Annotated in this window: 15 protein-coding genes; 6 read left to right on the top strand and 9 right to left on the bottom strand. The window is 53.7% G+C overall.

From position 1 onward, the window contains the following. Positions 1–350: 350 nt before the first annotated feature. From KZZ06_RS19695 to rfbA, 6 genes are all read left to right on the top strand, one after another. A complete protein-coding gene (locus KZZ06_RS19695) occupies positions 351–2,267 on the top strand; it encodes a nucleoside-diphosphate sugar epimerase/dehydratase (protein ID WP_257884499.1) in 1,917 nt (638 codons plus the stop codon). 147 nt (positions 2,268–2,414) lie between these two features. After that, positions 2,415–3,608 carry a hybrid nucleoside-diphosphate sugar epimerase/sugar transferase gene (locus KZZ06_RS19690; protein ID WP_219581717.1) on the top strand — a complete coding sequence of 398 codons (1,194 nt, stop codon included), beginning with the start codon at positions 2,415–2,417 and terminating at the stop codon, positions 3,606–3,608. A gap of 41 nt (positions 3,609–3,649) precedes the next feature. Beyond that, on the top strand, positions 3,650–4,216 hold the full coding sequence (gene rfbC, locus KZZ06_RS19685) for a dTDP-4-dehydrorhamnose 3,5-epimerase (protein WP_219581716.1): 567 nt from the start codon (positions 3,650–3,652) through the stop codon (positions 4,214–4,216). Then, positions 4,217–5,254, top strand: a complete 1,038-nt coding sequence (rfbB, locus tag KZZ06_RS19680; protein WP_219581715.1) for a dTDP-glucose 4,6-dehydratase — start codon at positions 4,217–4,219, stop codon at positions 5,252–5,254. Then, complete coding sequence (gene rfbD, locus KZZ06_RS19675; RefSeq protein WP_219581714.1) at positions 5,251–6,117, top strand: dTDP-4-dehydrorhamnose reductase; 867 nt, start codon at positions 5,251–5,253, stop codon at positions 6,115–6,117. Before rfbB ends, rfbD begins: the two co-directional genes overlap by 4 nt. Positions 6,118–6,123: 6 nt before the next feature. Next, complete coding sequence (gene rfbA / locus KZZ06_RS19670) at positions 6,124–6,999, top strand: glucose-1-phosphate thymidylyltransferase RfbA (RefSeq protein ID WP_219581713.1); 876 nt, start codon at positions 6,124–6,126, stop codon at positions 6,997–6,999. 602 nt (positions 7,000–7,601) lie between these two features. On the opposite strand, the gene KZZ06_RS19665 is transcribed toward rfbA, so the two are convergent. The 9 genes from KZZ06_RS19665 to tssF form a co-directional block, all read right to left on the bottom strand. Then, entirely contained in the window at positions 7,602–10,829 is a 3,228-nt protein-coding gene (locus KZZ06_RS19665; protein ID WP_219581712.1) for an ImcF-related family protein, read from the bottom strand. Between the two features lie 434 nt (positions 10,830–11,263). After that, on the bottom strand, positions 11,264–12,136 hold the full coding sequence (icmH, locus tag KZZ06_RS19660) for a type IVB secretion system protein IcmH/DotU (protein ID WP_219581711.1): 873 nt from the start codon (positions 12,134–12,136) through the stop codon (positions 11,264–11,266). A gap of 2 nt (positions 12,137–12,138) precedes the next feature. Next, positions 12,139–13,458 carry a type VI secretion system baseplate subunit TssK gene (tssK, locus tag KZZ06_RS19655; RefSeq protein WP_219581710.1) on the bottom strand — a complete coding sequence of 440 codons (1,320 nt, stop codon included), beginning with the start codon at positions 13,456–13,458 and terminating at the stop codon, positions 12,139–12,141. Beyond that, entirely contained in the window at positions 13,458–14,012 is a 555-nt protein-coding gene (tssJ, locus tag KZZ06_RS19650) for a type VI secretion system lipoprotein TssJ (RefSeq protein ID WP_219581709.1), read from the bottom strand. The genes tssK and tssJ overlap by 1 nt, the downstream gene beginning before the upstream one ends. A 2-nt stretch (positions 14,013–14,014) precedes the next feature. Beyond that, positions 14,015–14,908, bottom strand: a complete 894-nt coding sequence (locus KZZ06_RS19645; protein ID WP_219581708.1) for an FHA domain-containing protein — start codon at positions 14,906–14,908, stop codon at positions 14,015–14,017. Then, positions 14,905–15,636, bottom strand: coding sequence for an ABC transporter substrate-binding protein (locus KZZ06_RS19640; protein ID WP_219581707.1), 732 nt, complete (start codon positions 15,634–15,636; stop codon positions 14,905–14,907). The genes KZZ06_RS19645 and KZZ06_RS19640 overlap by 4 nt, the downstream gene beginning before the upstream one ends. Positions 15,637–15,640: 4 nt before the next feature. After that, a complete protein-coding gene (tssH, locus tag KZZ06_RS19635; protein ID WP_219581706.1) occupies positions 15,641–18,202 on the bottom strand; it encodes a type VI secretion system ATPase TssH in 2,562 nt (853 codons plus the stop codon). Positions 18,203–18,212: 10 nt separating this feature from the next. Further along, positions 18,213–19,169, bottom strand: coding sequence for a type VI secretion system baseplate subunit TssG (locus tag KZZ06_RS19630; protein WP_219581705.1), 957 nt, complete (start codon positions 19,167–19,169; stop codon positions 18,213–18,215). Continuing rightward, positions 19,160–20,959 carry a type VI secretion system baseplate subunit TssF gene (gene tssF, locus KZZ06_RS19625; protein WP_219581704.1) on the bottom strand — a complete coding sequence of 600 codons (1,800 nt, stop codon included), beginning with the start codon at positions 20,957–20,959 and terminating at the stop codon, positions 19,160–19,162. Before tssF ends, KZZ06_RS19630 begins: the two co-directional genes overlap by 10 nt. Positions 20,960–20,961: the final 2 nt, after the last annotated feature.

Here is a 20,961-nt window from a genome sequence, read left to right as displayed (position 1 = left end):
GCTTCTCTTCATCGTCTGTCTCCTTTTGAGAGAACAGGCTAACTCAAAAAACCGGACTTTTCAGGGGAGCACGTCACAGGTCGGTCTAGACATTTCCGGCTTTGACAGGACTGGTTTCACGAGCACTTGTGAATATGAGGAAATACCCAGCGTTCTGGGGCGAAATTCGGCTGAGCTATGGCTCAGCATGTTCTATTCGATTGCGTATACTATACACGATCTCTACCAAATCGGAATGACCTACATACTGACGGCTTGTGGTTTTGGTTATGCGTATCACATGCGACGCTAGGCGCGCAGCGTAAAAACGCCTTCATAAGTATGCAAAAATTTGTTAACTGCAATCAATAATGTTCCAGCTTTTTAGACTGAAGAAAAATAATAGAATGAACCTTAACAATATTCACAATCTCTCCAGAGCGACCAAGCGGTCCATATTTCTGACTGTGGACAGCCTGCTGATTCCGATTAGCCTCTATCTCGCCTTTGCTTTAAGATACGGCACAGCCACCCCTTGGGATCCAATCTTTTCAAGCTGGGCGCTGTTCCCGATGTTGACGCTGATTGGATCAGGCTTTGTCTGGGCCTTGCGGTTACATCGCATCAAGCTAAACGCTTTTGATACGCATTCCATCTCGAACATCGGTGTTGCTGCGATTTTGCTGGCGTTCAGCGCGATGGTATTGAGCTATCTTCTGAACCTATCTGCACCTCGCTCTGTTCCCGTGCTGTTAGGCCTGTTTTTCTGTCTGCTGGCTGTCAGCGCGCGACTTGGTGGCCTCTCTTTTTTACGGTGGGCCTCCGAGCGTGGCGGCGACCGTAAACCTGTGGCGATTTATGGGGCAGGGGCCGCAGGCATCCAGCTAGCCGCAGCCTTGCGCCAGGCGTCCGAGGCGCGGCCAGTCTTCTTTGTCGATGATAACCCTAATTTGCATGGACTGATGGTGGCAGGCCTGCCCGTGCACGACCCTGCACTATTGCCCCAGTTGGTCGAAAAGCGTCACATCGCACAGATCCTGTTAGCAGCCCCGTCGATGCCAAAAGAACGCCGCGATGAGGTGTTGGCAAAGCTGAGCACATATAAGGCCGAAGTCCAGGTACTGCCGTCCTATGTGGAGCTGATGTCTGGGAAGGGTTTGGTGGAAAGCCTGCGGACAGTTGCTCCAGATCAGCTGTTAGGGCGCGACAAAGTTGCCCTTGATACACCCGAGATCGCCAAGACATATGCCGGCCGCGTGGTCATGGTGACCGGGGCGGGAGGGTCAATCGGGTCCGAACTCTGCAGGCAGTTGCTCAACTGCAACCCTGCGCGTATCATCCTATTCGAGCAGGGTGAATTCCAGCTGTATTCCATTGATCAAGAACTTCAGGCTGAAGCCAAGGCGATAGGCATACCGGTGATTGCGCGTCTGGGGTCAGTTACCAACAAGGCCCGTGTAGCCGGTGTCATTGCCGAAGAAGCCGTCGAAATTATCCTTCACGCTGCCGCCTATAAACATGTACCCTTGGTTGAGGAAAATGAACTCGAAGGCGCGAGAAACAATGTTCTGGGCACTCAGATCGTAGCCGAAGCCGCCGCCGAAGCGAATTTGGAACGTTTCATTTTAGTTTCGACCGACAAGGCGGTCCGTCCGACTAATATCATGGGCGCTACCAAACGTATGGCTGAGTTGGTGGTTCAGGACACTCAGACTCGCCACGGTGCCATTAAATTCGCCATGGTCCGATTTGGCAATGTACTAGGATCCTCAGGATCGGTCCTGCCATTGTTCCAAAAGCAGATTGCCCGTGGGGGGCCCGTGACCGTAACGCACAAGGACGTAACACGCTTCTTCATGACCATCCCCGAAGCAGCCCGTTTGGTTTTGCTGGCCGGTGCCTATGCGAAAGGCGGCGATGTGTTCGTGCTCGACATGGGCGAGCCGCAGAAAATCATCGACATCGCACACCGCATGATCACGCTGTCTGGTCGCAAAGTGAAAGATCTTCAAACGGGAGATGGAGACATCGAAATCATAGTAACCGGACTGCGTCCGGGCGAAAAACTTTATGAAGAGCTGTTGATTGACGATGACAGTTTGCTGCCAACCCCCCATCCTAAAATCCTGCGCGCTCAAGAAGCGATGCTTAGCCAAATCGAAGTGGCCTCAATGCTGCGTGAGCTGCAAGAATCCATTACCAAAGCTGATACGGTGCGCTTGCGACGGCTCATCGCGGCGCGGGTCGAGGGGTACCATGTGCAGAGTGATAATAGTCGGGTGAGTTGAAGGGGTGATCGCCCTCTACGCTACACTGTTTTCTCGAAAACTATGGTCTTCGATCAAATAAGCTACGCTGTTCGGCTTGCCGTCTTTTGAACCGCGATCTTTGATGCTAAGCTCTGCTGGATAAGCCAATATACTATGGAGTTCCCCTTGAAAATCGTTGTTACCGGTGCGTCAGGCTACGTGGGGCGAAATATTGTGCCCGTTCTGAAGGGCCAATGTGAAGAGCTTGTCCTAGTAGGTCGAGACCCAGTCAAATTGAAACAAATTTTTCCGGACATTACGTCATGTACATTAGCGGAGTTGCCCACAGTCGCTAAAGGCTTTGATAGCCTCGTGCATCTGGCTGTTCTGAACAACAATGTTCAAGGCGACGAAGCTGATTTTCATTCAGTCAATGTGGAACTGACGTGCAAAATGGCAGAGGCTGCCAGAGCATGTGGCATAAAGAGTTTTTACAATATCTCTTCTGTGCATGTTTTGGATGATCAGAACTTGGCACTTTACGCCAAGACCAAACGGGCAGCAATTAAAGCGCTCAAAGAGGTCAAAGGCATTGATGTGACCAATGTATACCTCCCATTCGTGCGCGGTGCTCAGTGGAATGGAAAGCTAGCCTTCCTAAGCACTATGCCATCGGTCATTGCAAAACCGCTTGAATCTTGCCTTCTCGCATTGAAGCCTACTGTTAAGATAGAGCTACTGGCGGATTACATCCTGCACCCCCCTTACCATAAGGATACCGTTATCTTATCGGATGGCCAGTCTCATAATCTTGCCTATAGAGTGATTAAACGAGGGCTGGATTTGCTGTTTGCCTTGCTTGTCATAGGTTTCTTTTGGTGGGCCTTGTTACTCGTTTGGATATTGGTCCGTTGCGGCTCCTCCGGCCCCGGCATTTTTGCTCAAGAACGTGTGGGAAGATACGGTAAGCCCTTCACCTGCTATAAGTTCCGCACGATGAAGGAAGGCACAGTGCAGGCTGGTACTCATGAGGTGTCACAAGCATCTGTGACCGGCATTGGCAAGTTCTTGCGCGGGACCAAAGTGGATGAGCTACCGCAAGTATGGAATATCCTGAAGAATGAGATTAGCCTGATTGGTCCTCGCCCAGGATTACCTGTCCAGACAGAGCTTTTTAAACAACGGAAAGATCGGGGCGTCTTTGACGTTAAACCTGGGATTAGCGGATTGGCGCAAGTGAATAACGTAGACATGAGCGACCCTGAAAAGCTTGCTCAGTGGGACGCGCGTTATATTTCTCTGCAATCGTTGCTGCTGGATATCAAAATTACGTTGGCAACCGTTTTAGGTAATGGTCAGGGTGACAAAGTTGCAAAATGATGGAATATGCACCTTTTGTGCATTTCAACAAGGATTTTCACATGCAGATTGAGCAGACGCCATTATCGGGTGTTGTGGTGATTACGCCGGCGCGTTTTGGGGATCATCGGGGGTTTTTCTCCGAAAGCTACAGCGCGCGCGCCATGGCCGAACACGGGATTACCATTCCGTTTGTGCAGGACAACCATTCGCTGTCGATGACGCCGGGCACCGTTCGCGGGCTGCATTTTCAGGCCCCGCCCCACGCACAGGACAAGCTGGTGCGCTGCGGGCGTGGGGCTTTGTTCGATGTGGCGGTGGATATTCGCAAGGGCTCGCCGACCTATGGGCAGTGGTTCGGGGTCGAGCTGAGCTTTGAGAATGGCAAGCAATTGCTGGTGCCAGCAGGGTTCGCCCACGGGTTTGTGACACGGGCCCCAGAGACCGAGATTATCTATAAATGCTCAGACTATTACGCGCAGCCCACCGAGGGCGCTGTAGCGTGGGATGATCCCGATATCGGGATCGACTGGGACATGGGAAACATGACGCCCGTGCTGTCAGATAAGGACGCAAAAGCGCCCGCGTTGGCCGATCTTGACAGCCCGTTTACGTTTGAAGGTGCATAGATGAAGCTATTGGTAACGGGCGGTGCGGGGTTTATCGGCTCGGCTGTGGTACGGCTTGCGGTGACACAGGGGCATAGCGTGGTTAATCTCGATGCACTGACCTATGCGGCTTGTCTTGAGAATGTCGCCAGTGTCGCTGACAGCCCGCTTTATGCGTTCGAACATGCTGATATCTGCGACCGTGCCGCGCTTGACCGGATATTCGCGCAGCACAAACCCGATGCGGTGATGCATCTGGCGGCTGAATCCCATGTCGATCGGTCCATCGACGGCCCCGGCGCGTTTATCCAGACCAACATCACCGGCACCTATACGCTGCTCGAGGCTGCGCGCGCCTATTGGCAAGGGGTTGGCAAGCCGGACGGTTTCCGTTTCCACCATATCTCGACGGACGAGGTGTTCGGCTCGCTTGGCCCCACCGGCCAGTTCACCGAAGACACGCCTTACGATCCGCGCAGTCCCTACTCTGCCTCCAAAGCTGCCAGCGACCATCTGGTGCGTGCGTGGGGCGAGACTTATGGCCTGCCGATCATCATGACGAACTGTTCGAACAACTACGGGCCGTTCCACTTTCCGGAAAAACTGGTGCCTGTGGTGATCCTCAAGGCGCTCGCCGGTCAGCCGATCCCGGTTTACGGCGACGGTGCCAATGTGCGCGACTGGCTGTTCGTCGAAGACCACGCCGATGCGTTGTTAACGGTACTGACCAAGGGCGCGTTGGGCCGCAGCTATAACATCGGCGGCGAGAACGAGGTCAGCAATCTGGAGCTGGTCAAGATGATCTGCGCCTTGCTGGATGATCGCCACCCAAGCGGCGCACCCCATGCCGATCTGATCACCTTTGTTACCGACCGCCCCGGCCACGACCAGCGCTATGCGATCGACCCGACGCGCATTCGCACCGAGCTGAACTGGCAGCCGTCGGTCACCGTCGAAGAAGGGCTGGCGCGGACCGTCGATTGGTATCTCGCGAACGAAGACTGGTGGCGTGCCTTGCAAAACCGCCAAGGCGTCGGCGATCGGTTGGGCACAGCATGAAGATCCTCGTTTTCGGCCACAGCGGCCAGGTCGCCACCGAACTGCGCGCGCTTGATCGCGCGGGCAGCCAGATCACCGCGCTCGACCGCGCGGCTGCTGATCTGAGCGACCCCGCCGCTTGCGCCGCCGCGATTGAAGCACACGCGCCCGATGCCGTGATCAACGCCGCCGCTTATACGGCTGTCGATAAAGCCGAAAAAGATCAGGCCGCTGCCGATGTGATCAACGCGCAGGCCCCCGCTGCCATGGCGCGGGTCTGTGCAGCGCGTGATATTCCGTTTGTTTCGATCTCGACGGACTATGTGTTCTCGGGTGAGGGTTCAGCGCCTTGGCAGCCCAGCGACCTGACCGACCCGCAAGGCGTCTATGGCAGCACCAAACGTGACGGAGAGATCGCGATCAAGTCCGCTGGTGGTCGCTATGCTGTCCTGCGTACCTCTTGGGTGGTATCGGCGCATGGCAATAACTTTGTTAAAACCATGCTGCGCCTTGGGGCAGACCGCGATGCGCTTACCATCGTCGCCGACCAGATCGGTGGCCCGACTGGTGCCGCCGAAATCGCGCAGGCTTGCGTCACAATCGCCAAAACCCTCGTATCCGAGCCGCAAAAATCCGGCATCTACCATTTCTCGGGCACCCCCGACACCAGCTGGGCCGATTTCGCCCGCGCGATCTTTGCTCATACAGGGCTAACCTGTGCCGTCACCGATATCCCCTCAAGCGATTATCCAACCCCTGCCAAACGCCCGCTGAATTCGCGGATGGATTGCAGCACCACGACAGCCGCCTTCGGGATCACGCGCCCGGATTGGCGCGCCAGCCTGACCAAAATTATTGCCCAACTTGATGTTACCAAGGACTGATTTCCCATGACCCAGACCCCCAAACGCAAAGGTATCATCCTCGCCGGAGGCTCCGGCACGCGGCTTTATCCGATCACCATTTCTGTGTCGAAACAGCTGCTGCCCATCTATGATAAACCGATGATTTACTATCCGCTGTCGGTGTTGATGCTGGGCGGCATACGCGAGATAGCGGTCATCACCACGCCACAAGACGCCGAGCAGTTCAAACGTGCGCTTGGCGACGGCAGCCAATGGGGCGTGTCGCTGACCTATATCACCCAACCCAGCCCCGATGGTTTGGCGCAGGCCTATCTGCTGGCCGAGGATTTCCTTGATGGTGCGCCATCCGCGATGGTTCTGGGTGACAACATCTTCTTCGGCCACGGCCTGCCCGAAATCCTCGCCGCCGCCGATGCGCAGGAAACCGGCGGCACTGTGTTCGGCTACCGCGTGTCCGACCCCGAACGCTATGGCGTGGTCGATTTTGACGAAAACGGCCAAGCCCGCCAGATCATCGAAAAGCCCGCCGTGCCGCCGTCGCACTATGCTGTGACGGGCCTGTATTTCCTAGACAACACCGCCTCTGAGCGTGCCAAGACCGTGAAGCCTTCACCGCGCGGTGAACTCGAAATCACCACCCTGCTGGAAACCTACCTGCACGACGGATTGCTCAACGTCCAGCGCATGGGCCGCGGCTATGCCTGGCTCGATACCGGCACCCACGGCAGCCTGCTGGATGCCGGAAACTTCGTCCGCACGCTGGAAACCCGCCAAGGCCTGCAAACCGGCAGCCCCGACGAAATCGCCTTCAACCAAGGCTGGATTAGTGCAACAGAACTGCAAGAACGCGTAAAGCTGTTCGCTAAGAACGACTATGGGGTCTATCTCGAAGGGTTGTAGTGGAAGTTAACAAAACACGAAGAGCATTGCACCGACTGTCTTTCGAGCATCTGGCAGCTTAACCTTTCCCCGCAAGAGTCCTTGTGGAGACTGTGGCGCGATAAAGTGTTTACGTTATTTCCGATAGAGAACCATCGCGGGGTTCGCTTTGCGAACCACACAATAGCCTAGAGGACCTTTCTATGCCCCCAAATTGGTTCTGTCGCAAATTTTTTGACGATTGAAGGCGGCCGTTGTGCGGACGCAACTATGCTGCGAGCGCCCCAAACTGCTGGAATGCGGTGAGCCCGATGGCGTCGAGTTGCCCCTTTCGGATCATGTGTGCAGTCTCGAACGGTATTTCCCCCGATGAACGGTATGTCAGATTGGCTGTGGGACGAGATTCCACCGATGCGGCGCCTGTATCGGGTATGCGGATGGGCAATGCCCGCGAAGCCATTGAGTGTGATGCTCCAAGTTCAGCAGTACCCCCCCCTTTCACATACTTGAAGGGTTGTTGCCGTCGGGGCTCGTCCTCTCATATCTTTCCAGTTGAAATTACATGCCATCGCTCACTACTCAGTTTAGGCTATGTCCTGATTTGAATTTGTTTTCGGTGTTGCTTAGGGCTGTGTATCGCGCCAAGAAACGAGGCCGGTGCGCGTCTGCCGTCCGAAAATACCATCAATCTGCCCGCCGTAGTGGCCTGCAATCTGCAGCCGTCTTTGGATCGCAGAACGCGTCGCAATATCAAGACTACGCCCACGTTGCTCTATCAGGGTTTTCTCTGCCACTGGATCACGAGCAAGCCATAAACGTAAGATTTCAATCAGCTCGCCGTCGACCTGGCCAGCGCTATACGCGCCTTTGCTATTGAAAAGCGTCGCGGGCAATTCGATGTTCGAGAAAAATCCGGGACCGAAAGGATTAAAGCGCACGGTAGCTTCCAGTTGAAGCGTAACGTTGCCCGCCTCGCTAGAGAATACCGTTTCCGAAACACCCAACGACGGATTGAGCGACGTAGTGCCACTATGGACAAGACGGAACCAAGACCACGGCCCAGTGAAAGTTTCATTGATCAGCGCGCGAGACCGCCTAAAAATACGCAAGGTCAAATCGCTGTCTTTGATACCCGCGACGGGCCATTGCTGCTTTGTCCACAGAACCGGACCGTGCGCGAACTGTAACAGCGTGACACCAGACGTAATTGAGAGATTGCTAAGATCGGGCGCCATCAAACCCGGGCGGAGTTCGAAGTCTAAATATGGCTTACCATCAACAAACATGACCTCTGCAATCTGGCCAAAGTTACGAAAGGCCGAATTGGTTTCCGCAGAAACCTCGGCCCTACCGGTCAAAAGAAACGTGCCCCGCGACAGGAACACGCCGCTTTGGGTTTTGAAACGGGATAGATAGGTCTTTTCAAATGTTTGGAGTTTGCCTTCCGGGGCAAAGAGATCGGCAAACTCGTCAAGCGGCATGTCGTTGACAGAGGAGGCATCGAAAGGGAAATTCCGGGTCAGGCTTGCCCCATGTAGCGACAAAATCTGATCGTGCCACTGCCCGTCAATATAATCGTACACGAACCTCATCGCGCTTTCGTCCAGAGTACTCGCAATACTGCGCCCAAAATCACGAATAATGTCCAGTTCCGAACGGACCACGAGCGAGTTCAGGACCGCCAGTGGGTTTGTGCTTTCGGCCTTTTGGAATTGCTCGAACAAGAATGCGCCCGGGCCATTCGAAGCGCTTGCCGCCTCTTCAAGCCAGCGGTTCACGTCGCGGGCGTAAGACAGAAACAGATCGAATTGGCTTTTTTGATCCCCCTCCGCGCGCAAGGCATCCAAATAAGGCTGGAACGCCGTTCGAATGTTATACGCGGCAGCCGCTTCGAGACTTGCAGAAGCAGGTGCCAATTGAGGCGCCGCATCGGGGGGTGCTGGTGCCGCGCCTACCGCTGGCACGGCTGCATCAGCAGCCGGTGGTGGTGGTGGTGGTAAAAAGACCTTGATGTCCGCATTATTCGTCAACGCGGCCGCCAGCCGATCAATCGGGTTTTCCGACGGATTGGTTAGCGCATCCATCAGGATTTGAGCATCACTCCAGCTTTCCGCCTCACGCAAGCTCAACGACGATAAGAACGTGCTCCATCTCGAGATGTAATCCGCCGTATAGCGCTGGCTTACCCCGCGAATGATCGCGTTCTCCCGAGCGCTATCAATCATGCCCACAACATCCGCATAATTGTTGATCATGGTCGACAGACCTGATATCGAACCTTCGTCAAACAGCAGATTAAATCCTGAACGCGTATACCCGCGGGGAACAAGATATGCTTGGGCATCGTCCATCGGAACGAACACTTCAAAGAACCTGGGACCGATCATTTGACGTAAATCGACGCGTTCGGCATAGGTGCTGCGGCGCATCAAAGATTTGTAGATCAGTTCGTCAGAATCCAGCGCCGACAGCGTTTTGATAACGACTTTTCTAAGCTCTTCGTTACGTGTTTGCGGTGGCTGGTTCAGCGTGAAGAGTTCACCGAGCGTCGCGCGCAACTGGGATTGGAAAACGCCGGACACTTCGCCCTCATCATTCAAACCCTTCGAGAAATACTCCGTTAATTCAGACTTATGGGCCTCTTGGTCCTCGTATATCTGCACCTCTACAGAGGCGAGGCGTATCAGTTCGACCCCGTCTTGCAGGCTATTGTAAGCGAATATCTCTTTTTCCAAGAAGTTGATAAGTGACGCTTGGAGGCCGCCTGTCAATTCGGTCTCGTAAAGACCTTGGTACATTTTCTCCATCGACCAATTGGGTAAGAGACGACGATGATGATATTCGTTCAGTGCGTCATATCCATCAAGGCCGTCACGCAAAGGCTGTAGACTCAGAACACGTTTAACCAAAAAGTCTGAATCTGTTGTCAAATCGGCAGCTTCGTTGAAGTACTGATCGAATGCTGCCTCTAGGCGGTCGTTAACTGCTGCATAGGATCGATAGTTGTCCCAAACCAGAAAGCTGAACAGGGCCACAAGGCCACACAACGTCAGGGACCACAGCGTTGCATTAAACGAACGCTGCACGCTGTAGCGGCGGTTCTGTTCAACGCCAAAGCGTTCGCGGTGGTACGCAGATGCCAGAAGACCAGCGTTCTCGATCGTGACACTGTCAGCCATATCATTGCGCGGGATGAGCAAAGGCGCGCCATTGAAAAACCGTGAACAGGCCACTTGGCTAAGCGGGTCAACAGGGCCCATTCCGGTCCGGCCACCAACAAAGGCAATGCTTTGCAGGTTAAGCAGGTGGGTGCGTGGTGGGCGGGCTTGCGTCAAAATTGCCATGCGAGATTTGACTTGGGCTTGCAGTAACGACAACTGAAATGGTGCATTCAAAAGCGCGGCACAATATTCGGGGGTAATTTGTTTTTGTAGTGACGATAGTTGTTCGGTGTTCAAAGCCCTGATCATATCCTCAAAGAGGCTATCAATACGCTCGTTCAAATCGGTCTTTTCGGTCGTCAAAAAACCACCGAAAATAGCGTCGCTGCCCATTTGCCCCGTCAGCATCGCCGCCCGAGCAAGATCGGGCATATGCTCCAACCCCGTGAGCGACACATGAACGGGGATATCCATACCAAAGCTGTCTGCAACGACGTTCAAGATACGGTTGATGGTTGTTATGTTGCCCGTTTCAGTGGCCGCGGATTGCATCAAATCAGCCAGCTCATATTCAACAAAAGCCGCGTTAATAGCCATGTTAGGGCGGTTTTTGAACAACAAGCCCTGGACGATGTCCAGCAAATCAAAAGATAGCTCTTTGGTCGCATCGATTTCGACACGGTAGGCCACTGCTGTCGGCGACACCCAAGTGGTGAAAACCAGCCCCTTATGGGTCACCGGGTCGCCAAAAATGACATACCCCAATTCCGCCATCAGCGTAGAGCGGGTGTCTTTTTGCATCGCAAGAAACAGATACCAAGGGACGCTATCGGGGCTTTTGTTTATCGTGTTGGCCCGTGAGCGCGCTTGGCGAAACTGTTTCTTAGCGAGCTGCCTTAACGCGCGTAGCTTGGCCAGAACCGGATCCGAGACCCAAATTTTTGACCGGAATACCAGCGCTAGAATGGCGACAATCAGCGACGAACCGAGGATCAAGCCAAGCCAGATATAGCGCCCCAAACTAAAGGGCGTTCCCGAGTACCACGTGAACAAAAGCCCACCTAGCTGCGCGAGCATAACCAGCAGGAACGCCACGAGGGCAATTTTTATGATCTTTGGCCAATTCATTTACGCGGTACCGCTTCGACTTTGCCTGTTTCGCTGGAGAAGACGAAATCGACGGCATTTCCCCCTTCTGCATCGGCGCGTTTCTGCGCGAATTCCGAAAGAAGCGCACTTTGGGTTTGGCTATGCAGTCCCCAAACCACAAAGGTAATCAATAAAATTGCAGCACTCGCAACAGCCAATTTATAGCGGGTTGGCAGGATGCTGGGCGGCGCAACCGTGTCTTTGATTGCGCGGCCAATCGGCTCCGCTGCCGGCTTATCTTCGAATAGATTAAGCGCGGTTTCCAACCGACCGATCAGGCGATCACGCTCGTGTTCATTCGTTCGGTTGAATTTGCCGCGAAACCCAAGCTTAAGTAAGATGTAGATAATTTCGATGAACTCACGCAAGGCGCGCGGCTGCATCATCGCACGATCTGCGATGCTGTAAAATCGATCCCCGCCGTCACGAAACCCGAACAAGTCAGCAACCAAAGTGCGATTTTCCCATCCGCTGTCGCGCCCCCAGGGGCTGACAAGAATAAATTCGTCAAGGGCGATGGCAAATAGAAGGCATAGATTTTCCGCCACCGACGGGGGGTAATCCATTCTCGCAACTTTATACTTGAGGTCGATTATCGCGCGCGACATCTCAAGGCGGGTTGTGTTCAGCTCTTCACCCGGTGTCATCCGTGTTAATGTTCCGCAGACAGCCAATAAATCTGCTGACGCATTCAAAAGCGCATTCTTAGAACCGGAGTAATGGTTCAGCGTGCGTTCAAATGTTTGCAGATCATTTTCAGCCACCGCTGCCATAGGCGCAAGAGTTGCGTCGGACACCCCGTCTTTGGTCAGGGTAAGAGTAGGCGTATCTGGGGTTTTGGTATTCATCTCTAGTCAAGCATGTAGAGCGTCGCGTCCGCCGTGCGGATGCGATCATCAATATGTAGCGCCAAAGCTTCCCTTTTCTCAAGATAGCGAAGCCAATGCTCACTGCTCGTGTTCACCGCAAAAAAGGCCGCGTCTGCACGGCTTCGTAGTTCTGGCGGCGGAACGGGCAAAGGCGTCAGTTCAATCCCGGCAAGCCCACGTGCCACCAGATCAGGCATCGCCGACAGACCCGCCAATTTGCAAGCGAGCGGCCCAAGTTCCAAGAGAGCTTTCGCGTTATCCGGTCCACTCAGCGCCAGGATTGGCCGTCGATCCGCACTCAAAACCCGCGTCGGAATAATCAAACGTAAAACACGACGGGTCTCGAAGAGTTCGGTATTCCAAGCCAAAGCAAGCACGCTTGCAGGTTTTTCCAAAGTCAGCTTGCGACGCAAACCCGCAAAAATGCCCTCGAATGCGGCTGCCATTTGTTCGGGATTATACAGCAACGAAGGGTCTGTCGCCTGCCCTAAAACGGCATCTAATTCCACGGACATGCTCGCCAAATGCGTATAGAGACCGCGTGGCCCAATCGATTTGGCTGCCACCTCGTTTTGCAAGACCAAGAGCCAACGATTAAGAATTTGAAGCTCTTGCCGCTCTGTCATCAAGCTGGATTCACTACGTTTTCCAGTATCGGCGGCGACACGTCCTGCTGCATTCGCGGCACGGGCACGCGCTAGCGACACAATTTCCTCCAACCTTTCGGTCAGCACGCTAGAGGCTTGGATGCGTAAGGCATGCGGGATAAAGGAGCGGTCCAAAGAAACCCGCCCTTCCGCAGTTTTTTCAAGAATACGCGCTATAGGAATTGCCGCGTAGCCCGAGAAATCTTCGCTTCCTAAACGAATACAGACACCCACGTTAGCAAGCTCTGCTTCGATTGGCTCGTTTGTAGGATCATTCAGATCGCGCAACTCTGCGCGGGTTTTCACCATGCGCACCATATCGTCATCGTTGCCAAATTGCGCGGCACCGGAAATCACGAGCGGCACGGCCAGATATACCGTTTCCTCAACCACCCCATCAGGAATGTCGATGATCAGCTCTTTCGTGAGGCGAAAAAACAGTCGGTCCGGAAATACGCCGGCAGCCTCGCGGATTGCGATCTTCCCGACCTTGAGACGCTCCATGTTGATTTGCAGCTCGCTGACACCGTAATCGCCATAGCTAAGATCAATTTGGGCAACTTCATTGACGTAGTGCTGAACCGTGGCATCTAAGTGCTGGAAGTGTTGAGGTGCGATGAACATGCCTTCGCTCCAGACGACGGACCCCTGCATTATTCGCCTCCTTTGAAAAGTTTCGCCATCAGTTTGGAGAAGAACCCGGGCTTCCTCTCCGAGTCTTCTTTTGAATCTTCGGATTTACGGAATTGGATTGATACACCAGACGAGGCAACGGAAATAGTGACGCCGTTATCCAACCGGTCCAGACTCATCGGCACGACGGTCTTGAACTGCTGAGTTTCGTAATTCGAAAACTCTGCAAAAGCTGCCAGATAGAAAACATCGGGCTGAAGATCGAATGCGACCAAACGCTTTTCGCCCGGATAGAGTGGCGACAAGGATCTTTTATCAAGGATCGCACCTGCTAGATCAGGGGCATCATTGTTGAAAATTCCCCAAAACGATGCCGCCTCAAATTCGGTCCGAGAGCTGAGTTGGTAGATCCGCACAACGATAGGGTTCGCTGAATCATTATATTGGTTCACATTCGGGCCAGCTTCGACCCAAATTGTTTTGTTGATTGGCCCCTTCTTTTTGTTCGCGTCGCCACAAGCGCTAAGGGCGAAAAGGGCCGCACATAAACAAACACCAAGCTGGATAGTACGCATTCTCATAGTTTGCGCATCTCTTCTGCGAAAAGAGACATAAACGTTCTGCGAAACTCACCGTTGCTGCGCTTTTTGTTGAATTGGCGTCGGTGGATCGCCCAGTATCGCTTTTTTCGATTGCCGAATAAGGGCATGTAATCGTCATAGTCCTCTTGCAGCAGATTAGGGTCTAATTCGTTTAAAAACTTCTCTAGCGCGCGTTCCATAGCCTGGGCAACGTTTTCACGACGCATCCCCGCGCGGGCATAGATATCCTGAAGATCGGTCGCACCAGGATGTGCCGGCATCTTGGATACCTGAGATTTTTCAGAAACGTCGATTTCCATGGCCACTTCTTTTCTGAGGCCCTCGGCTACCTCAGCTTCGGCCGACGCTCTTATTTCGGGGCCCTCAGCGAAAGGATCAAACAAAAGATCAGCATCTAAATCCAATTCGGTCTGCGAAAAACCTGTATCGGGGTCTACTGGCATCTCTTCAATATCATGATCCGGCAAGATTGGCGCATCGCTGGAAATGTCCGTCTCCTGATCAAAAGTCCGCTCTGGAACAAACTCGATAACGTCATCTGTCGCGGTTGTTTGCACAATTCCCATCAGCAACCGATATCCCGCAAAGCTCAGGATATCCCCGTCATTTACGGGCTGCGGCTCCTGTGGTTTTAGCGGATCATTATTCAACTTGGTGCCGTTGGTACTGGTATCGGTGACAGTGTATCGACCATCATCCAACCGTTCGATCGTTACATGTACGCGCGACATGACCTCTGAAACATCAGGCAGGCAGATATCGGTCGAAAACTCCCGACCAATCTTGATCGTCGGGCTATTTAAATAGAACTCGCGCTTGGGCACAGTTTCGGCCGGCGGGATCTGAATGAGTTGAACACTTAATGTCATTGCAGTGCCACCAGACATTGTTGAAGACTCTCATTGAACCGTTTTAGAAATAGGGGGTTTGCCTCGACAAATCGCTTTGAGAAATGCGCGCCCATCTGTTGACGGCGAAAAGGAACCTTCTGAAACTGACTTTCGCTCAAACCTCGTTCTCCCAAAAAATGTGCGAAAATAAGTTCATATTCCAATGCAACATCCACATCCCCTACCAGCAACATGTTCAAAAGGGAATCCGCATCCCGTGGACGCATCACAACATTATAGCCATTGCGATGCAGGTAGCGCCATTTCGACGTAGCAAACTTGGCCCCATACCGCGCCCGCAACGCATCCTTTGCGTCATTTGGATCAATCTCTGAATTGAGCGGGAGATACCAAGCAAGACTTTCGGAAACGACGGGGATAGACGAGACAGAAAACTCTGCCCGGGCCGCATTGGAGGACCCGACAAAGAACCCATCGAAGCGACCGGTTTGTGTGCCCAATTGAGCCTCAGACCAAGTGGTCATGTACAACTCATAGGAAATATCCAACCGGTCAAGCGCACATCTAATACGCCTGACCGCAATCCCGGTCATCCTATCGCCCTCGATCATCTGATAGGGCGGCAACTCCTGCGTCGCCAAACGCAGAGGCTGCGCGCCTTGGGCGCTAAGATGCGCCGCGCCGAACAGGTTCAAGACCGCAACGACTGCGGCAGTAACCAAAGGCGCACATCTGCGGGATTTCATTGGTTCACTCCGTAGTTAGCACAACTTCATTGCCATCATGCGACACTGAGATTGTTTCTAACAATGCCCCATCGATGACTTTGCTGATACAGTATTCTGCCAGCTTGGGGAGAAAGTTTTTGTTGATGATCGCTTCGAGCGCCCGGCCACCCGACAACGGATCGTTGTTGGCATTAACCACATAATCGACAAAGCTCTGCTCCCAGCTGAATTCTGCGCCGTACTGCGCATGAATACGCTTTTTGATCCGGTTTAGGTGGATTTCTGTGAGCTTGCTGCCCACTTCCGCAGTAAGCGGACGGTAGGCGATCAGCTCGGTCCGGCCAATAAAGGCAGGGCTGAAGAAATCAAGAAGCAGTGGCCGCAAATGGGCGTTCAGCTCATCTGATTTAGGATCATGTTCGACACTATCGATGTAATCTCGAATTTCCTCGCCCCCGGCATTGGACGTCATGATGATAATTGTATTGCGGAAATCGACCTCATTGCCTTCGCTATCGCTGATGTGCCCTTTGTCGAAGATCTGGAAAAAGATGTCGTGAATTTCACGATGTGCCTTTTCCATCTCGTCCAACAGCAAGACGCAATAAGGTCTGCGCCGCACAGCTTCGGTAAGCACGCCGCCCTTGCCATAGCCAACGTACCCCGCCGCGGCACCAAGCAGCATGGATACTTTATGGGCCTCTTTAAACTCAGTCATGTTGATGGTTGTGACCGCATCCTCACCGCCAAAGAATTGATCCGCGATAGCAAGCGCCGTTTCGGTTTTACCAACACCTGACGGTCCGCACATCATAAACACACCGATCGGCTTGCGCGTATCCGTAAGCCCCGCGCGCGAAATCTTGAGGGATCGCGAGATCGCAGCAATTGCCGCATCCTGACCAATAACCCGCTCTTTCAGCGTATCTTCGAGCGTGAGCAAACGTTCCGCTTCACTGGCCCCAAGGTTGGAAACCGGAACGCCGGTCCAATCGGAAACAATTTCCGCGACGGTTTCCTGTGTCACCCAAGGATGCACAATTACCGTTTCATCTTTGTCGCCATCGTCTGGCAGCGGCGCGGTCACAGACTCGTCTTCCATCGACGCGCGGGCCAGCTCAAGTCGTTGTGCGACTTTCTCTTTTTGCTCTTCCCACAGCGAAATCCGGTCAGCAACTGTCGTTTGCAATTCCTCGATGCTGGTATTCAGCTCTGTAGGATCGAACTCGGGTTCACCGAACACACGTGCGTCGGATAATGACTTGGCTAATTCCGCTTCGACAAAACGCAGCTCTTCTTCCAGTTGCTCGATCTGCGCCGGACGCGCATGTTGTGATAATGCAACCCGCGCGCAGGCCGTATCCATCAAGCTGATCGCTTTGTCGGGCAAACGGCGGGACGGCATAAAGCGGACCGACAGATCGACGGCTGACTTGATCGCTTCTTCGCGGACAAAGACATTGTGGTGTTTGCTTAGCCCTTCGGCCACTGCGCGCAAAATGTTGATGGCAGCGTCGCGGCCGGGCTCTTCGATGGTGATCGGCTGGAAACGCCGCGATAGGGCGGGGTCTTTTTCAAAGTATTTCTTATACTCAGCAAATGTTGTGGCCGCTACTGTACGGAATTCACCGCGGGCCAGCGCTGGTTTCAACAAGTTGGCCGCATCGTTCTGACCTTCGGTGCCCCCTGCCCCGATCATTGTGTGGGCTTCGTCAATAAAGACAATAATCGGCGTTTCAGAGGCTTGGACTTCATTAATAACATTCTTGAGGCGTTCTTCGAATTCGCCTTTGACGCTCGCGCCCGCTTGCAAAAGCCCCATGTCCAGACTGACAAGATCTGCGCCCTTCAATTGATCCGGCACCTCGCCTGACGCGATCTTCTGGGCCAAACCTTCGACCACAGCAGTTTTACCGACGCCGGGCGCGCCCAATAAAATGGGGTTATTCTGACGCTTGCGAAGCAGCACGTCGATCGCCTTTGCTACCTCATGAGTTCGGCCCAAAACCGTATCCAATTCGCCATTTCGGGCGCGTTCCGTCAAATTAATGGTATATTTCTCAAGGGCAGTACCGTCGCCTGTGATCCCGGTTTGGGCACCACCACCGGACGTCGACGCAGCAACGGATTTGCCACGTTCAGCGCAGAATGCTTTCAGCGCATCCGTGGACATCGGCTTGAGCGCCTCCAACGGCTCTGCACGTGCGCCAAGCGAATTGGGTAGCTGTGTCGTCAGCAAAAACACTTCTGGCGTGATCTGGCCCAAATTCATTTCGATAGACGCGTGCAACCACGCTTGTTCGATTAATTTTGTCACGGACCCAGAAATAGTCGGCTGCTGGCCCCCATCACCCGAACCCACAGGCATGGCACGTTCAATCTCGGCTTGCAGCGCGCTCATGTTCACGCCTTGGTCTTCCAGAAATGCTTGAAATTCAGGATCGTTACCAAAAAGAATATGGAACAGCCAATGGCTGGTTTCGACCGCCGCTGCTTTGCGTTTAATAGCTTCGCCGACGCCGTTTTCCAAAGAGACACGAAGCTGAGGGGAAAGTCGTGTTACAAGTTTTGTTAAGCTAGCCATTGCGTGATCCTCACATTGAAACTTCTGATAATTTAATAGTTGCACGCTGGTCAGGCGCACGCTCCGGTTGAAATATATTATAAGCGCCAAGCCGATCAGCACGTCCCTTATTAGAGGACAAGATCGGAGCGCTCAGCATGTGCCGCATAACATCGGCGTAAATTGTAACTGGTACTGGATCACGCAAGAAAAGCGTGATCACCTTTTTCAACTCGGCCAACCACGCCGAGTCTGCTGCAATCCGATCTAAATCTTGGCGATCAGTGCAAGCGATATAAACTGAAATGCGTCCCATTGGTGTCCGGCCCAAACGCCCCAAAAGGGTGCCCTGCCCTAGCCCGGCGTTGCCAGATTTGCGCGCTGACAAATACGTCCGGCTATCAACATCGATAGGATGGGTCGCGTCGAAATTCACCGAAACCCGTACATCGCGCTGCGTAAGCCAACTGACCGCATCGCGCAGCCCGTTCAAGCTACGCACCCGCGAAAGAAACGGAAGAAGCAGCTGAAAATAACGTGTATCGTCGGTGTTTTTATTCACCATCCGCAACATGCGATCAAGAATGCTTGGGCCGTCTTGGCCATCCGCATCTTGGGTCGCAACAAGCGCGCCAGCCCGCCGCACGCGAAGATCCAGCTGCATCAGACGGCGATCAAAAATAGCGAGAAATGCCTTTAGGCTATCGTCATCATTGTGCAGGTTGAACTGCAAAGCCTCTTGGATATGCTCTGGCAATGCGCCGTCAAACCCGCTTAACGCGCCGCCGGGAATTTCGGTTTCTGTGATGCCACTGTTACGCGCGAGCGCCCCACGATTTTGCACAGGCCCCAAAGCTTGGGTTCCGTCGGGAAACGGATCAAAAGCGCCCCGTTCAAGCGCCTGCGCGAAATACGGGTCTTTGAGGCGGTCCGCTTGAACCGGCTGAATATCGATCAGACGTTGGGAGCGTTTCTCTGTTAGCCGCATATTTGCCCACCGTGCTGACGCGGGAAGACTTTGAATGGCTTTTCCTTACCCCGCTCGCGTAGTTTGAGCTGGAAGAAACGATCATAGCTGATCATCGCCGCAAAGAAGAAGTGCAGTGCGTTGGCAAAAACATGACGCGCGAATGGCAGTGCATCAACGTCCAAAACCACTTCGATCTGGCTGCCTGCTGACAACAACATATTACGCCCCACGCGAATGGGCGCAATTGACTGGGTCACCTTCACATCCCAAATCGCGTTGGCTGCATCTGCATACCCCGAAGGGGCCGACAAATGCAGTGTCTCGCGCAACCGCTCACTAGGAGAGGACGAGTCAAAAATAGTCGCAAAGTTCCCATCGATCATGGACAGCACGTCCCACAGACGATCAATTTTGACATCGGGCGCAATGGGCGCGCTTGGTTCGTCGATCAGATAAAACGGGCATTCTGCCAGCGCATCGCTATTGAAAAAGACCTGCGTTCCCGGTCTTGGCGCAAAGGCCGCGCGGCCGTTTGAGCAATACATGCTTGCAACAAAATCGAGAGGTTCCGGGTCGCTGCCTTGGCCCTCAAACGTCGAAAAACTGATCTCGCGGCGTGCGGCGTCAAACTCACCTGTTTGATAACGTTCCTGCCAGACCGGAACACCGCCCGTGTCCCGCCGTTGTCCGGAGGTGATGCATGGCAAAAGCTGCTCCCCTTCAGAGGTCAACTTACGAACGCTTCTGATCTGCAAGCAATCCACGTCCATATCGGCGCTGGTTTCCGGCTTTACCGGTACTTGCAGCCGGGTAAAATCGTACCGCGCTGGCCTAGACTGATCCAGATACAGGTTTAAAGTCGGCACAACATTCACCGACAAATCCCCATCGGATAACTCTTTGATTTGTTGTGCGCCTTGGTTGGACAAAAAGAACCGAAGTTCGACTTCCGATCCTGCATGCTTGGCAAAGCTGTTATCCGTATCCGACAAGGTGAAAAATGCAGCTTTGTCAGGATAGGCCAGAAAATCACGTAGCCGCGCCAGCGCTTCCATTTCAGTCTTTTCACGCGGCAGGAATGTACGTGTTTCTTCTGTCATGCTCAGGGCGAAACTGTCGGAGCTCAGAAAATTTGTTACACTTTTCGTGCTACGTTCTGCTCCGGTTTCCCCATAGCCCACGCCAAATACTTCGCCGCTCAGCACATCAATCAACCGCTGTTTGCGCGCGCCTTCCGCACTGACATAAAGCTCGAGCGCGTTAATGCCCACCTCGGCAAGGGGCTGCCCGGCATCCAAAGACGCCAAAGTCACGCATATTGCGGTTTCACATCCAACCAAAGATTCCGGGGCGCTAAAGCGAAACGGCGCGCGCTCCAGTCGCACCGATTTTACCGTGATGGGGTGCAATGTGACGTCGCGCGCGGTCGAAAACCGGCAACTGGGCCGATCACCCTTTATCGTCACTGGCATTTCTGTACCGGCAGCAAGAACAGTTTTCTCAGCCAACGCATCGGTACCGGGGTCAAGCTTGACAGCCGTATAGCTTGGCGCACCGAGCAGGAATGTAGGCGCTAGAATCCGGATCAAATCCAGCGCAGTCTCGGGAAGCGTGTCATCCAACCTCTTGGAGAGGCGCGCCGCATGAAGCGCCAGCGAGTCTGCGAGTCGCTGGACGTCCGGATCAGAACTACGTCCGGCGGAAATCCCCAAAGACTTTGCCTTTTGCGGATAGCTCTTTTCAAACTCCTGAAAAGCCCGACGCATATAGTCGAGCTCGGTTTCATAGTGTTGAAGAATTTGCTCCATAC

Origin of the sequence: Sulfitobacter sp. CW3 (assembly GCF_019392245.1) — a bacterium.
Lineage (GTDB): Bacteria > Pseudomonadota > Alphaproteobacteria > Rhodobacterales > Rhodobacteraceae > Sulfitobacter.
This window is presented reverse-complemented; position numbering and strand designations above follow the sequence as displayed.